General features: G+C 51.0%; 20 protein-coding genes and 1 pseudogene. 15 read left to right on the top strand and 6 right to left on the bottom strand.

From position 1 onward, the window contains the following. Positions 1-4 precede the first annotated feature (4 nt). Positions 5-499: a phage regulatory CII family protein gene (locus JCM12308_RS01555; protein WP_054782651.1), complete on the top strand. Its 495-nt coding sequence runs from the start codon at positions 5-7 to the stop codon at positions 497-499. Continuing rightward, positions 496-1008: a hypothetical protein gene (locus tag JCM12308_RS27615; RefSeq protein ID WP_128647310.1), complete on the top strand. Its 513-nt coding sequence runs from the start codon at positions 496-498 to the stop codon at positions 1006-1008. Before JCM12308_RS01555 ends, JCM12308_RS27615 begins: the two co-directional genes overlap by 4 nt. On the opposite strand, the gene JCM12308_RS28485 is transcribed toward JCM12308_RS27615, so the two are convergent. The 4 genes from JCM12308_RS28485 to JCM12308_RS32910 form a co-directional block, all read right to left on the bottom strand. Then, positions 935-2089, bottom strand: a complete 1155-nt coding sequence (locus JCM12308_RS28485) for a pentapeptide repeat-containing protein (RefSeq protein WP_083416495.1) — start codon at positions 2087-2089, stop codon at positions 935-937. The genes JCM12308_RS27615 and JCM12308_RS28485 overlap by 74 nt on opposite strands. Positions 2090-2243: 154 nt before the next feature. Next, positions 2244-2669: a hypothetical protein gene (locus tag JCM12308_RS01540; protein WP_054782648.1), complete on the bottom strand. Its 426-nt coding sequence runs from the start codon at positions 2667-2669 to the stop codon at positions 2244-2246. Beyond that, complete coding sequence (locus JCM12308_RS01535) at positions 2670-3092, bottom strand: hypothetical protein (RefSeq protein WP_164845246.1); 423 nt, start codon at positions 3090-3092, stop codon at positions 2670-2672. A 152-nt stretch (positions 3093-3244) separates the two neighbouring features. Continuing rightward, complete coding sequence (locus JCM12308_RS32910) at positions 3245-4168, bottom strand: pentapeptide repeat-containing protein (RefSeq protein ID WP_373282320.1); 924 nt, start codon at positions 4166-4168, stop codon at positions 3245-3247. A gap of 60 nt (positions 4169-4228) precedes the next feature. Here JCM12308_RS32910 and JCM12308_RS32905 point away from each other — a divergent pair, with 60 nt between their 5' ends. From JCM12308_RS32905 to JCM12308_RS01475, 12 genes and pseudogenes are all read left to right on the top strand, one after another. Continuing rightward, positions 4229-4831, top strand: coding sequence for a hypothetical protein (locus JCM12308_RS32905; protein ID WP_128647307.1), 603 nt, complete (start codon positions 4229-4231; stop codon positions 4829-4831). Continuing rightward, on the top strand, positions 4819-5586 hold the full coding sequence (locus JCM12308_RS01520) for a Rha family transcriptional regulator (protein ID WP_054782644.1): 768 nt from the start codon (positions 4819-4821) through the stop codon (positions 5584-5586). Before JCM12308_RS32905 ends, JCM12308_RS01520 begins: the two co-directional genes overlap by 13 nt. Beyond that, positions 5583-6374, top strand: coding sequence for an HD domain-containing protein (locus JCM12308_RS01515; protein WP_054782643.1), 792 nt, complete (start codon positions 5583-5585; stop codon positions 6372-6374). The genes JCM12308_RS01520 and JCM12308_RS01515 overlap by 4 nt, the downstream gene beginning before the upstream one ends. A gap of 362 nt (positions 6375-6736) precedes the next feature. Next, a pseudogene (locus JCM12308_RS32900) lies at positions 6737-6886 on the top strand (hypothetical protein); the annotation flags it as partial. Then, a complete protein-coding gene (locus JCM12308_RS01510; protein ID WP_083416492.1) occupies positions 6883-7779 on the top strand; it encodes a helix-turn-helix domain-containing protein in 897 nt (298 codons plus the stop codon). The pseudogene JCM12308_RS32900 and the gene JCM12308_RS01510, both read left to right, overlap by 4 nt. A gap of 49 nt (positions 7780-7828) precedes the next feature. Next, on the top strand, positions 7829-8008 hold the full coding sequence (locus JCM12308_RS01505) for a hypothetical protein (protein ID WP_174519164.1): 180 nt from the start codon (positions 7829-7831) through the stop codon (positions 8006-8008). A gap of 433 nt (positions 8009-8441) precedes the next feature. After that, positions 8442-8741 (top strand): D-Ala-D-Ala carboxypeptidase family metallohydrolase, encoded by a 300-nt coding sequence (locus JCM12308_RS28785; RefSeq protein WP_054782640.1) that lies wholly within the window; start codon positions 8442-8444, stop codon positions 8739-8741. A 200-nt stretch (positions 8742-8941) separates the two neighbouring features. Further along, complete coding sequence (locus JCM12308_RS01495; protein ID WP_054782639.1) at positions 8942-9448, top strand: hypothetical protein; 507 nt, start codon at positions 8942-8944, stop codon at positions 9446-9448. Then, positions 9445-9666, top strand: coding sequence for a hypothetical protein (locus tag JCM12308_RS01490; protein WP_054782638.1), 222 nt, complete (start codon positions 9445-9447; stop codon positions 9664-9666). Before JCM12308_RS01495 ends, JCM12308_RS01490 begins: the two co-directional genes overlap by 4 nt. Before the next feature lie 217 nt (positions 9667-9883). Then, a complete protein-coding gene (locus tag JCM12308_RS01485) occupies positions 9884-10387 on the top strand; it encodes a thermonuclease family protein (RefSeq protein WP_054782637.1) in 504 nt (167 codons plus the stop codon). A 73-nt stretch (positions 10388-10460) separates the two neighbouring features. Beyond that, positions 10461-10811, top strand: coding sequence for a hypothetical protein (locus JCM12308_RS01480; RefSeq protein WP_054782636.1), 351 nt, complete (start codon positions 10461-10463; stop codon positions 10809-10811). Between the two features lie 194 nt (positions 10812-11005). Beyond that, a complete protein-coding gene (locus JCM12308_RS01475; protein WP_054782635.1) occupies positions 11006-12049 on the top strand; it encodes a calcium-binding protein in 1044 nt (347 codons plus the stop codon). 39 nt (positions 12050-12088) lie between these two features. Here JCM12308_RS01475 and JCM12308_RS01470 read toward each other — a convergent pair whose 3' ends face one another. Beyond that, the gene (locus JCM12308_RS01470) at positions 12089-12712 is read right to left on the bottom strand and encodes a hypothetical protein (protein ID WP_054782634.1); all 624 of its coding nucleotides are present in this window, start codon (positions 12710-12712) and stop codon (positions 12089-12091) included. A 386-nt stretch (positions 12713-13098) separates the two neighbouring features. On the opposite strand from JCM12308_RS01470, the gene JCM12308_RS01465 reads away from it, so the two are divergent. Then, positions 13099-13869 (top strand): hypothetical protein, encoded by a 771-nt coding sequence (locus tag JCM12308_RS01465; RefSeq protein ID WP_054782633.1) that lies wholly within the window; start codon positions 13099-13101, stop codon positions 13867-13869. A 21-nt stretch (positions 13870-13890) separates the two neighbouring features. On the opposite strand, the gene JCM12308_RS01460 is transcribed toward JCM12308_RS01465, so the two are convergent. After that, on the bottom strand, positions 13891-14931 hold the full coding sequence (locus tag JCM12308_RS01460) for a hypothetical protein (RefSeq protein ID WP_128647305.1): 1041 nt from the start codon (positions 14929-14931) through the stop codon (positions 13891-13893). Between the last annotated feature and the right edge of the window lie 2 nt (positions 14932-14933).

The following is a 14933-nucleotide window of genomic DNA, read 5'->3' as shown; positions in this document are numbered from 1 at the left end:
TTGCATGTCCCGCTCACAGACCAGTCGCACCCTGCCGGAATCTGACTATTCCCGCCTGTTTGCCTACTCCAAAGCTCTGGTGAAGCTGAATGGCGGGGTGGAAGCGGCCAGCATGGTCACCCGCGTGGCACCGTGCCAGCTCTCCCGCTATGGCAACCAGCAGAGTCATGACGCCATGCCGGTGGACGTGATTGCCGATCTGGAGCATGAGGCCGCTGATCCCGTGCTCACCCGCATCCTGGCACGCATGAGCGGCCATGCCCTGGTCAAACTCCCACGAGAAGCCGCCGAGCCCGACTGGATCGGTAACATGGGCTCGCTCTCCAAAGAGTTCTCTGATGTGATCTCCCGCGTGGCCGAGTGCCTGAAGGATGACGGCAAAGTCTCTGCCGATGAAGTGAAGCGCCACCACTTGCGCAAGGAAATCGCAGAACTGATCAGCGTGGCCGTCAAGCTGGACAAAACCTGCGAAGCCATCGAGCGGGAGGGCGTAAAATGATCCAGTCCCCCAAAATCCGCCGCAGAATTTTACAGCACCACGCCAACAACATGAGCCCACGAGCCATTGCAGGCATCTATGGCTGCTCAGAGGATGACGTGGAGAACGTGATCCAGCCCAAAGAGGCCGAGCGCACCATTCTCTCCGGTGTTCCGGTGGTGAACGGTGTGGCATTGCATCCGGTGCAGAGCAGGGAACTGACACCCCAGATCCGCCTGTTCAAAGCGTTGCCGGAGGACGTGCAGAGCTTTGCAGCTGGCGTGGCCAAAACCTGCAAGGTGCCCGTTGGCCGTCTGTTCACCAGCGCCAGCAAACGCAAGCAGGATGTCTTCTGTCGGGGATGCTTCTATTACGGCCTCAGCTGCCAGTTCCACTGGAACTACGAGCGCATCGCCACCGCCTCCGGCGTCAGCGTCCACGTCGTCTGCCGAGCCGTCAACCGCTACTGCACTCAAGTTGGCGCACCTCGTCCGAGTGAGCTTGTGAACGCGAGGAGGGCAGTGGCTTGAGAGGTTTTGGCGATAGAGGCTTGTGTAGGGGATCTGGAATGAAGGGGATTGGGTTTCCATCCTTGTTAACCCAACGTATCTGCGATTTCTGGCTGCAGCAAAAAAGGTGCTGCCAATGAGGCGATATCTCAGCCCGGCTCACATTCGTGTCAGAGAAATTAGATTCTTTGAGGATTGCCTCATGCAACTTAGCACAAGTCATATCTGCTTTAGTCAAATTGCATTCCGACAGATCAGCATTGGCGAAGTTGCAATAAGACAAGTCAGCACTGGTGAAGTTAGCTCCCCTAAGTCTTGCGAAACGAAAATCAGCAAGCCCCAAAAGGGATTCAGAAAAATCGGTATTGATGAAAATACCAAAAAGAAAGTTAGCCTCCCAGATCGCGCTACCCGAGAGATCGTAGCCAGGGAGAGCCACAAAAGGCAATTTTATCTTAGCAAAATTGTGGCACCAATCTTTCTCGTATTTTCGGTTTTCTTCCGTCCTAATTTCAGAAAATACTCGAAATGCTTCGGTGATATCTTCATCAATTATAGTTGCATAGCTCCATTTACTATTTCCAGAACCTTCCTTTCCGCGTCGAAGATTCATCATCATATAGTTTGCTGCATCTCTATCCAGCGTTTCTTTAAGTTCTTCAGATCGTGTGCGAATGAAAGAGCAGAGTATTTTTTGGATAGTCATGTAACGGAGATTCTCTGGAGCGCTACCCAACTCTCCAAACTTGGTTATACCTGCCACGCGGATCGGCAATACATCACTATTCAACAAATGAGCTGCCTGCTGAAAGCGGTCTATGCTATGTCCACGCACCGTAAGCTCAAGATGCGCATTGGCGGTATTAGACTGCTTATGTGCGGTTATTGTTCGCCAAACAATAAATGGCAAACCAACTACTCCCACAAACATCAAACCAATATTTCTCCAAGTTTCTGCCCCAGAAGTGGTACTGGGAAACCAGAAATTCAAAGGATCATTAGGAACTGTGAGAGCCATAATAGCTGCAGCAAAAACAGCAAATGCATAGAATACTCCCATAACTGGGAGCATCACTTCAGACCAATGAGTTTTGTCTTCCATAGTTCTAACCCGAAAATAAAAACACTTTTAAGTAAATTGAATTTAGTTAGATTTATTTTCGGAGATTCTTCAATAGCATTTTTGCACTCTGCGTTAAGTGGCAGAGGTTAATGCTATGATGCTTACTGATTTTCCAAACAAAAACTTGGCACCATCAGTTGCTCTGCCTCACCCAGCTTATGAAAGCGGAGAGGAGGGTTATGGGCACCATGAGGATGTAGACCGCCAAAACCATTTGGGTGATGGTCAGCTGGTTGATGGCTTCGATCTCGAAATCCGCCACACTAACGCGGATGAGGGCGATGGAGGCGAACATCTGTACCTGAAAGAACAGGGTGACCAGCAGGGCTTTGAGCGGGCTGAAAACGGGATCAATCCGTGTTGCCAGCCAGTAAACGATAACCGCCCCAATAATCCAGAGAAACCCAGCCAGAAACCAGTCCCGCAACGCGCTACCCTGATAAATCAGATAGACGCCCAGGCTCCACAAATTACCCGCAAAAACAAACCCAAACCCACGCAGCTGTCCTGGCAGGTAGGAGAGGAAAGGTCTCGGTGGAGCAGGGGGCAAGATAGTCATCTAGCTGTCTTCCAGCTCTTTGTCTTTGGCTTCAATCATCGTGACTATGCGATTGCCAAGGGCATTCATGACTTTGCGACTGTTGTCACCGGCAGCATCCCCAATGACAGGTGCTGCTCTGATGATGATAACGGAGCACCCGTAGACAAGAGCTCCTGTAACAACGGCTTCAGTCCCCGTTTCTTGAGCAAAAGTCACAAACCCCATGAAACTGGAAAGCGACTGCTCTGTCAGGGATTTGAGGCTACCGAAGTAAGGGATTGCATAGCGTTCATCAATTGCGGCTTTGACGGCTGCATATCTAGCGTCTCGATTGACGTCAGCCAGTTCGTAATCCATCAGCCTCTCAAGCCAAGATTGTCCCTCAAGGTAAGCGCTTCGATCTTCCTGCTGATGCAGTTCAGCTTGGATTTGGTCAAACAAGAAACCAAGCCTGTTCTCCTTTCCCCACATAGCGATCGCAAGGCTTTCAAGAACTATTGCTTCATGGGAACCATCTGCTCGCTCAAAAGAAATCGGGGTTACTGTATGTATCGTTTGCCGATTTCTAAGTTGAGAACCCGTTGTGAGTTCTCCTACAGAAAATTCAATGGGTGGAAGCGTGAGGGTGGCGGAGCCAAGTGATGTTCTGTTTTGGCCGCTTTTACCTCGCGAGTGACCTCATTCTCATTTGGGTCGGTTGCAAATATTGTAGTTCTATCGGTAGTACAACCTTTCAGCTGATCAGCGCTATAGATACTCGTCCCTGTAAAATCGACACCTGTCAGGTCGCAATCAACGAAAATGACGTTTTGCAGCTCCGCGTCGCGAAAGTTGGCTTTCAGGAGATTTACATTTGCAAACTCTATGTCGGCAAGACGGGCATTCTTAAAGTTTGCCCTAATGAAGCTGCCTGCAACAAATTCGCAATTAGACAGAGTAGCATTGCCAAACCGAACGCCGTTAAATTTGCAACCGATAAACTTGCACTCGGTAAAATTTGCTTCGATCAAACCACCGTCGTGGAAGTTTGCATTGCGAAGGGTTGCTTTGCTCCAACTCGAACTGCGAAGATTGCTCCGGCGCAGCTGAGTGTCTTTTACCGAAACACCAAGAAATTTGACCTTCTCTCCCTTCGCGCCAACGAACCTCGAGTTGTGTATCTGATTTCGCTCGAATGTCGCATCGTCCAACTGCGTGAAGTCGAAGTTACAGCGATGAAGTTTGCTTCCGTGGAATGTTGCTCCAAACAAGACGCAACTTTCGAACCCCACATCAGAAAGTGCTGCAACTTGAAATGCAGCGTTATCCAATCTGCTATTGAAAAAATTGGTTTTCTGGATGCTGTTAACATCAAGCAAGCTTCCGACGAGTTTGGAGGATGCCAAAAAGACATCCTTTATTGCGTCTCCCGTGAAAGATGGATCCGAAAAGGTTACCTCAAACGTCAAGTCCGCATCAACTTGTTTGGACAGCCATGTGTTCCATTTTTGGGGATCGCTGAAGATGTATTCTTTCATGGCGTCAGCGTTGGTCATTCTTTGATCTCTCCTCTGACCGCTCTTCATGGTTGTCCTTACATGGCGTCAAATAACCTATCCGCGATTCCAGCTGCGTTGACAACAGGTACAAATCAGGCCATGATTCCGCTCAGCTGGTGGTTTGCTAGTGAGCGCGTCACACAAAGGCGTGCGGGGATTGGTACCCCTTCCAGATCCAAAGGCGCACGCTTCGCGCCGCGGCATGTCTATGCCAGCGGCGTTTTGCTTTTATGGCTAGGCGGGCGGGAGCGCTCACGCGCGCCGTTTTCCTTTGGGACGGTAGTACCAATCCTGCTCGTCTGGCCGCCAGAGATTGGTACCTCCGGCAGTCAGATACATTCTGACCAAAGGAGATTAGCCATGGCAGTGCTGGCAGATGACACGACACGTGCGTGCCGAGACCTACGGAATTCCCTTGAACATATTGATTTAGCTGTGGCCCAGTTCGGCGCGCTTTTGCACGCCATGAACGCGCTCGGCAACAACCTGCCTCCCCATCAGTGCGAGGCGGTGCAGTCCATTGTGACCCTGCAATCCCTTCTTCTCACCCACCACAAAGAGATTTTCACCCACACCCAATCCGCGTGGCACTCCACCCGCACGCTTTTACCAACCCAAGGAGTTTCGGAATGCAACATCTGATCAAAATTGAAAATGGTAAGCCTGTTACAGACACTCTGGTGATTGCGGAAGTGTTTGGTCGGCGGCATGACGAAGTGCTCAGAAGCGTGCGGGGATTGATTAATGAGGGGACATTAGGACTCCGGGAATTTGCGTCGTCCTCCTACCTCAACGCTCAGAACAAAGAACAGCCGATGTATCAGCTGTCAGAAAAAGCAGCGTTGATTGCAATGCCATTCATTGGTGGCCGGAAATCAAAAGAAGGGCAACGTAAGCTTGTTGAAGCGTTTCTGGAGTATCGGGATCGGCGTGCTTCCAGCAACTATGATCGGCCTCCGCAAGTCATCGCTATTGAAATGGAAATGGCTGTTGCAGAAGCAGCGGGACGGGCGCTTGCCATGTCTGACAGTTCAAAGCTCAAGATGATTGAAACCGTCGCCAACAACCATGGCTGCTCAACCAACATGTTGCCTGACTATGTTGATGAGAAGACCTGTCTGGCGCTCACAACTCTGCTGAAGGAAATCGGAGAAAACCGCTCCGCCCGCGCCGTCAACAAGGTGCTGCTGGACCTTGGTATCTTGGAGGAGCGCACCCGCACCTCCACCAGCGGCAAGGAAAAGCGCTTCAAACTGCTGACAGAAAAGGGCCTGTCCTTCGGCAAAAACCAAGTCAGCCCTAACAATCCGCGAGAAACCCAACCTCTCTACTACATCTCCACCTTCGCAGACCTGATGCAGCTGATTGATGTCGCAGACCGAGGAGAAGCGGCATGACAACGATTACTACCCGCTATGGTCGAAAATGGGATCTTCTTAACCCTCAAGCTCGCGCTGTAAGTTTCTGGGAGGTTGCTGAGGTTCTGGCCCGCATCCCTCGTTTCAATGGGCATACACGGATGCCGTATTCGGTTGCTCAGCATTGCTGTCTGGCACACGACCACGTGTGTGAAGGGGATCATCCAGAGCTGCGTTTGCTGGCTTTGCTCCATGATGCTCATGAGGCGTATATCGGCGATATTCTTACACCGGTAAAGAAAGCGCTGAACTCTCTGATTGATGAGGACCAGTTGGAGGTTTGGCTGGAAACGTTGAAGGTCTCTCATGATTACGCCATTCGCAAAGCTGCAGGAATTAGCCGCGTTGCTTCGCTTGACGATCTGAAGCGCGTGAAAGAGGTAGATAAAGAACTGCTTCTCAACGAACAGTGCCAGCTTTTGCATGGACACCGCCCTCGGGATGAAAGTGAGCTCGATATTCCTATTGAGCCTTGGGGGGAAGAACTTGCTGCTGCAGAGTTCCTGGAACGGCTCTATGCAAACCCTGTTTATCAGAAAAAGCTTTTAAATGACGGTAACTTATCTCACCGGCAATTTCTCGGTGAGATTGAGACAAGATTGCTGAGGAGCGAGACAAACGCGTCGGAAGCACGAAGACTAAGCGAACTCTACATGCTGCTGTTCCTTGCAGAGGAGGGATGTGAGTTCGGAGCGCCAGAAAGGCGTTGGGATGCAAACTCCGCTGCAGGCGTTTTTTATGCGGGTAAACGGAGGCATGCTGCATGACCCTCAACATTGCTCTTAACAAAACGCCCAAAAACAAGATTTTAGATCATCCTTGCAGGGCGCAGGATTGTCCTGATTGGAGAGTTCGAGAGCGCCGAGTTTCTATGAGCGATCCGCCACCATAGTTTGTGTCAACTCGGTTCAGCGTGAGCAGTCTTAGCGCCTGAGCCTTCTAAATCGCAGATCACTGATCAACTTCAACCATCCTTCTTTTAAAGACGAGGGAGCGGATAGATGAACTCAACCCCAAAATTAGAAATTCAGTCAGACAGCAGCCTGTCACCACGAGATCGAGAGGTTCTGGGCCTGCTGTGTTCCCTTGCCGATAAAGAGGGTGTTTGTGACAGCCCACTCGGGAGGTAGCAGCGTTGCTGGGAGTGTCGCGCACTACAATAAGTCGTTCAATCAAGCGGCTGATGAAGACGGGTTGGTTAAAACGATTTGGCGGCACAACACGTGATGGAGCGCAATGTGCTTTTTCCTACCGTGTAGTTGAGAGGAGTGGGAAATGACTACAGCTGATAAACGTAAATGGTCGTATGTGCCCATAGGTATCTACGGCGATCCCGAGCTGTCTCCTCGAGATAAAGAAGTGATGGGTGTGCTTTGCAGCTCTACCAATAGATTTGGGGTCTGTTGTCGATCAATGGTGCAGATTGCAGAGCTGCTGCGTGTTGGCCGAACAACTGTGCATCGCGCCATTCATAAGTTGATGAAAGCAGGCTGGCTGGAGCGGTCTGGCGGCAAACGCAAGAACGGTGGTGACTGCTCCTTCACTTACCGTGTTATCCATAAAGATTTACCGGAAGACAATCAGGGTGATTTGCTTGAACCAGACCTCGAAGAAGAGGCCGCGCGCCTTGAAATAAACTGCTTCAAAAACGGACAGACCCTGTCCGCTCAGGCGGACACCTATTATAACGAATTAAATATAACGATTGATGATGAAGAAGCGGCTGCGAGTAGGGTGAATGGGGAGAAATCTGATGTGCCCACTCCAGCGAAACCGCATGCGGATGGTTCATTTAAACGCTATGCAAACGAGGTCGTGAGCACACTGGCACGGCTGAAGCCGGGGTTGGATGTGGGCCGGATGGCTGGTGGCATAAACCCGATTATGGGTTGGTTCACGGTCGGTTGTGATCTTGACCAAGACGTGAAACCGGCGCTTGCAATTGTGTTGGAGCGGGCGCCTTCGCTGCCGAACAGCTTGAACTACTTCACAAAAGCTATTGTTTCCGCGATGAAATCCCGCAAGGAACTCTCGCAAATCAATCCAAACTACAAGAATTTTGGTGCACAAGCCGCTGCTAAACGCGTGAAAGAGCGAGATGCTTCTCGAGAGCGATGCAATGCTGCAATTGATGAGTTGAGCGCAGAGTTTGCGGCGGGAGGCGCGCTATGAACGCACCACAATCCCATCCAGTTTTGCAGCACTTTGCAAACGAGCTGAGGTGACCTCAGCTGTCACAATTGAAGGCAGACCAGAATTTCTGGCCGGACAACCGTTCTCCTATGCCGGTGTGCGACCGGGCGTCGATGGGCTGGAGTTCATCGCTGAAAGCGTGGCGCACACCTACTCCAAAGGTGGCGGTCTAATAACTGAGGTCGAAGGCAGGGCCAAGGCGGCATAGCATTGGCTTTACAAGTTCACTGTAGTTCTCAGATCAAGGATTTACGAGAACCAGCCGAAGTTGATGCCGATCAGAACTAGGATCACGATGGAAAGCCCGATTGAGGCGATTGCCAGTTTATCTTGCGTTGACATGATTGTGCTCCTATATTGTAAGCCAAGTAGACCCTCTGTGTCAGAGAGGGCCTACCGGCTTCAGGTTACCAATGGTGTATGATGTTCACTAGGAGCATCAAGCCCACGATAATCTGAAGGAGAATTGCTAGAAGCTGTAACTTCATTTCGCTTTTCTCCTTGTGGTGGGGATGGGGCATCCATCCCCTTCACCACACAAAATAATATACTGCATTTTGCAGGTTTATTCAGCTCCTGGTTGCGTCATCCGCAACTAATCCACCCGCCTCATAGGCGGGTTTTTTATTGGAGTAGTCCCCATGAACATCACTGAACTTGAGCGCGTGGAGGGCTTTGCCGCCTTCTGCGAAGGGCTCAACTTGCTTCATTTTTCACCGCTGGAACTGCGGAACAAGGGGAAGGCACATGAGACACCGGGGTATCGTGGATTCGGCCTCAATGCTGATCCGCCTCCGGAGCTCTGGCCCAATGTTATCCCCGCCATCACCATGGCTGATAGAATGAGAGAACATTTCGGGCGACCGGTTGTCATTCTCTCTGCCTACCGCAACGCAGTCTACAACGCGGCTATTGGCGGAGCTCCCTCAGCCAGCACCTGAAGTTTAGCGCGCTGGATCTGAGCTGTCCGGGCATCACCCCGCAAGCCTGTTTCGACTGGCTCAGCATCCAGCGCGATCGCGGCGTGTTTTGCGGAGGCCTCGGCCTTTACCGCAGTTTCGTCCACGTGGATGGGCGCGGCACCAACGCCACCTGGATCAATACCTGATCATCCAACTTCAATCCTGAAAGGACATTTCTGATGCAGCGGATCTATTCCCTTGCAATGGGCCTGTGCGCCCTTTGCTTTGCGCTTCTCAGTTTTACCAGCGCTGTGTGGGCCGCAACTGAAGACAGTTACACCATCGACCTTGCTCCTCTTGCAGATGCCATCATGCCAACGTTGATTGCTTTGTTGGGAGCACTCGTCTCTGCCGTTCTGGCATGGGCCGGACGCTTGCTGCACCGATACGTGGGCGTATCGCTGGATGAGCGTCACCGCAAAACTCTGGAAGACATTGTCGTTTCCAAACTGCGCCAGATGTTGACGGATGCCTATGAGGGCAACCGGGCCTCCATGCGCATCCACTCCAGATCCCAACTAGTGGCTGAAGTTGCCGACTACGCAGCCAGAAAAGCGCCGGACGCCATTCGCCACTTCAAACTGCAGCCTGCAGAACTGGCGGAGTTCGTCTCCGGACGTGTGGGCCCCAAAACCCTGCAGAAGATACAGCACGGCACGCGGACAACCGGGCAGGGCAGCACATGAGCCAGTTGCTGCGTCTCATCCTCAAAGCTCTGGCTGAGGCGGTGTTTAGCCGCCTTGACCAGAAACGCACGCAGGCCCGCACCGATGAGCTCATCAAAACGGAGGCGCATCATGACTTTGAACAGCAGGCCAGAGCAGCAGAGGCCGCCGCTCATCAGGCTCAGCTGGAGGATGGCCCTGATGACCTGCCTGAGCGCCTGCGCAAGCACGGGCTCTGATCCGCCAGAACCAGCCTCAAGCTATCACTGGCGCTTTCCAACTCCGACACTTCAGCCTACAGCCTCACATACTCCGCTGGGGTTGCGCAGGAGCTGGAGACCCTGCCGCGGCATTCAAAGCTGCGACAGATCTCGGCGCACTATCAGGCTCTGCGGCGGGCTGTGTGCGCGATCGACACATGGCAGCAACCGGCTTGCCAAATTCTGAAAGGTTCCCATGAAACATCTTCTGACAGTCATTCTGTGCCTGACGATCTGGGCGGGCGCACAGCAATCATTAGCCAAGAGCCGGACACTGCCCGGGCCTTACGCCGCCAAGATCATCAAGGTGATTGACGCCGACACCGTGCGCGTGGACGTGGAAGTCTGGCCGCTGGACTTCAAGCGGGTGGATGTGCGGCTGGAGGGCATTGATACGCCGGAAAAGCGCAGCACAGGTTGCTCAGCGCTCTATGGCGGCAAAGCAGCGGATGTGCCGGCACATATCAAACAGCGGGAGAAGCAACTGGGGCTTGAGGCCACGGAGTTTGTAAAGGCCCATTTGAAGCCGCAGGACACGCTGGTGCTGACGGATGTGAAGCTGGGTAAATACGCAGGCCGCGCCGTCGGCAGGCTGGCACTGAACGATGGGCGGGATCTGGCAGAGCTTCTCATCCAGAACGATCATGCAGTGCCCTATGACGGCGGCACCAAGGTCGCGCCCTGGTGTCTGGATCAGTAGGCAAGCATACCTGAAGGATGCTTAGACCCGGCCTCCCCAAAGGCCGGGTTTTCTTTTGAAGATTGGAAGCACAATGAGTGACCCACTACACGCTTTTCTGGGAATTAAACTTGTACATGTTTCGGCAGGCTTCTTCGGTGGTTTAGTTCGGGCAATAGTTTCTTCAAAGGAGGAACGAAAAGATGGCTGGCTCCTCTGGCTCTTAAGAACGATTGGGACAGCAATTGTCGGCGCTTTATTTGCTGGCCACCTGACGCCCATAGCTGCACCCTTTATCTCCAGTTGGTCTAACGTACGTGACGCCAGTGTGGAAGGAGCTACAGGGTTTGTTTTGGGCTTGTGCGGTTTGGCGCTGTCCGAGGGGCTCGTCAAGATTGCACGGCGTTGGCGTGAGAATCCCAAGATCCCAAAGATTGGAAGTTAAGTCGTTTGGCGACCTTCTAGTACGAAGGTTTGGCAATACGTAATAACCCTAAAACATCGTCGTGTTCAGCCCTTATTTACTGAAAACATTACAGTAATGACGCAAAGGAAGAATCAGATATGCATGCTGCGTCGAATAATGGTCTAAGTGATTTATTTGACTGAATTATTTTATTCTAAAATGGGTGTTAAAACATGGGTTATTACGTCGGCGATCACAACAACAATGATATTCATGGCAACGAAGAAAACGATGAAATTCGAGGCTTGGGTGGCAATGATATGCTTTACGGTGAGGGCGGCGACGACCTGATCTACGGCGGCGAAGGCAAAGACTACATTGAAGGCGGTTACGGCTACGACAGAATTTCAGGTGGCGATGATGATGACGCTCTGCACGGTGAGCAGGGCAATGACTATCTTTATGGTGATCAGGGCGATGATTACCTGGATGGTGGCAGCGGTAATGATCGGCTCTACGGTGGAACTGGTAGTGATGTAGTGTTTGGCCGTAGTGGTGACGACCTACTGGATGAAAAGGGGACACAGGGTACAGACAAACTCTATGGCGGTGATGGAGAGGACTACATTGTCAGCTCTACCGGTGCACATTCACTTCTATCAGGAGGCGCTGATAACGATCACATCGAATCTTATGGGAGCAACAACACCGTTGATGGTGGCACCGGAAATGACTTTATTTTCGTTGACGCGACGGCCAGTGGTAACAAAATCACCAGCGGTGAAGGTGATGACACGATCATTTCCAGAGGTGCTCACGCAACAATTAATGCTGGAGACGGTGCGGACACGATTGAGACTTACGGTGAGTTTGCTGAAGTGTTCGCAGGCATGGGTAATGATGTCATTGTCACCGATGGACTAAACGCGTTGATCGATGCTGGTGAGGGCGACGACCAAGTTCATACACGTGCTGGGACTGCGCAGGTGGAGCTTGGAGCAGGCGATGATCAGATACGGCACTATGAAGCTGGTATCGCAATCATCCGTGATTCAGGCGGATCAAATGACAGAGTGTTCCTTGATAAAACACTTGGTGCCGATTTGGCCTTCTACAAAGTTGGAAACGACCTCTTCGTTTCATCTCAGGACGACTTCGCAGATGGTCAGCTGAACACCGGCGTGATCCTGGCTGATTTCTATACAAGCGAAGAGCATGTCAATTTCGTCTTTGGAAGTGACGGTCAAGGTTATGACCTGAGCGGTTTCCTGCTCTGATAAAGCTTTGGACCCGCTCAAATCATGGTTTGGGTGGGTCTAAGCCGGCTGACCGATGTTTGCGTGCTTGCTGGGCTCTCCACTCCAAACAGTAGGTGGCAAAGGCATCAGAGCCTCAACAGGGGGCAGCGCTTTTCGGGCTTCAATGGTGGTGAGAGGATCGAAGTCTTTGCGTAGATCACCGCCAGCCACATAGGTCTGTTTGACCTGTTCGGATGACTGACCGGGCAGGAACTGGGCGACGTTATCGAAGTAGCCACGCTGTTCCATCCATTCAATCTTGTAGTCCGGATCGTTCATTTTCCGCTTCACATCGTAAAGATGATCCAGCTCCTTCTGCGCAGTGTCTACGTGGAGTTGATAGACAGCACGGTCTTCCGGAGTTTGCGCCTGCGCCAGATTGCTCTGAGCCTTGGCAAGACGTTCTTTATCCTGCTGGATCCATCGGGGCATCATATCTTGAATCGCCTGATAATGCGCGGTGGCTCCATCAAGATATTTCATGTTTCTGTCAAAGCCATCTTGGGTGGTTTTGATCCAGTTGTCCCGCATGCCCGGGCGTTCCATCCACTCCTCAAAGGTGACAAGCGGTGCATGCACCTGCTGCCCGTTCTCAATGGAAAAGCCACGGCTAAAATACTGGCTTAAATGATCAATTTGCATTCCGCCTCCGCAATAAAACTGGGGCATCCGAAAGGATGATGCCAGAAGGAATCTGGCGTCATTCTGAAGAGTAACGTGCATTACTCTTGCATGCGCCATGGCGCACCTAAAGCGCTGTTTCCGGCTTACCAACAGCTGAGAGCAGGGCGTTTCAGCTCCATCACAGAGCCTCAAAAGCCAGTCATTTAAACCTGCTCATGCATTCAAATTTTAGGCGCTAAAAAGTCCCTCAAAGACAAATGCAAGCAGCATAAAATGCGGGGGTGTAGGTAAAAGGGGTGTACACCTTAGATTGAGATAGGGCTTGGGTGTTGGCACTGACAAAACTTAGGTTGGCGCGTTGATATCTGAACAACTCCAGACAAGACCAATAAAGGAAACTGGAAATGTTATTGCCCATCAATTACGGCTCTGTTTTAGAGTGCGCGCAGAGCTTTGTTTTGGCGACCGAGCAGGTGCTCAATGTCTATGCCTATGGCGAGGCCGACTTTCTTGAAAATGAGAGGTTCTCGGACTTTCACAATCTGGAAAACGGCAGTTTCCCTAAGCAGCTCCAAGCAGCCAAAGATGCGCTCAATGAGCGGATAAAGTCCCCTTACACCGTCTCCACCTTTGGGGTCTACGGAATGGCAGGCAGTAGAAGCAACCCCTGTATTGGCATTGTAAACGACGCGCCGTTTGTGCTCACCGATTGCTCCGGCTTTATCAACCACGTGGTCTCTCATGTCTGCGGCGGTGTTGGGGCCGCGCTCAATCCGAAGGGAAAAAAGAAGCTCGCGAACTGCTATGCGACGCAAGGGTCAGACGAGTTTTTTGTGAAGCAGAACATCACGCAGTTTGACGACGGCACGGTCAACATCGGGCCCTATTACATTGCCCGTGGATCCATCCTGGCGTGGTCACTGCCCGCAGATGAGCATCCGACGGATACCGGGCATGTGATGGTGGTGGCGGAAGATACCGTTCTGCACTCCATCGCAGAGACCCAGTATCTGAGCATTATTGATTGCAGTGAGGTGAGGGCAGACGGCTCATCTGGCGTCAGCCAAAGAACCATTTCCATGAAGCCATACGACAGCAAATGGCATGTGTCGCTCGCCTGTGACGACGATCCTCAAAGCGAGCTCTATAACATCAATGTTCTGCGGCTGAAGTAGGCTTGCTCATAACCGCAGCCATCATGATTTGGCTGCGGTCTGAAAAGTAGTGTTGCCATAGCGGTTCCAGTAATATCCGAAGCCTAGAAGGGCAATAATCAGTGTAAATGGCGCAGTATAGTACCAAGAGCCAATCAAAAACACATTCGAACAGATAGCGAGAGAACCGATTGATACAGCTGTTGGTATGAGCAGCTCAAATACAAACATTTCTTTGGCTCGCACTGATTTAGCATGTAACAGCGAGCTACTATCGATATTTAGCGCGTCTCTAAGACCACTCTGGTCAAATGCCTCAGGTAGCTTCCTTAAATCTTTGAGATTGCTAAATATATCCTCATTTAATTTAAATGCTTGCTCCATTCCACTATGAATACTGCTGAGTGTTTTAGAATAACTTTGTTCTGGCGCTTGCTTGAACAAGATTGATAACTCACCGGCTATTTCTTGTACTTGCTGTTTGAGTGGAGCAAGATCTTTCAGTATAAACTGGGTGTCTTTGGTATCTGCAGATTGTGGTGGAGTATCGCTGAGTTGCTTTAGCGCTCCTGAAAAGCTCTTTTCAATCTGTTTAATTTTCTTAAGTATTGCGGTGGTTACTTCCGACTCATCAGATGGAGAATTGATATGTTCGTCGATATTTTGACGGATTTCTCGCACTAAATCAAAGTATTTATCAAAATACTCTTTATCGAAATGAGTGCCAGCTACATTTACCTCTTTGGTTTCAGCGTAGTGTATGAACTTCTCTATTTGCTCTCTAATCGTTTTAAAGTCTTCATCCTTCACCTCATCTATAATCCAAGTTTTCTCAAACTTCGCCTGATGAACCCGGAAGGAGACGAATAGACGTATTAGCAAATACAATTGCAAGATACCAAGTACTTTAAGGGCGTGGAGGTATGTGATCTGGACTGGAGGATTGGCTCCTGAGAGTACAAAGTCCTTGGGTAAGGTAAGGCTGAGTTGATACCACCAAACAAAACCGATCATCGATGCAAAAATGAAAATTGACTTTCGGATAGCTTCAATACTTGAATCGTCAAATCTGGATGTAAACACGG

Origin of the sequence: Pseudovibrio denitrificans JCM 12308 (genome assembly GCF_001310815.1) — a bacterium.
GTDB lineage: Bacteria > Pseudomonadota > Alphaproteobacteria > Rhizobiales > Stappiaceae > Pseudovibrio > Pseudovibrio denitrificans.
Note: the sequence above shows the minus strand (reverse complement) of the source record. Positions and strands in the feature narration are given on the sequence as shown.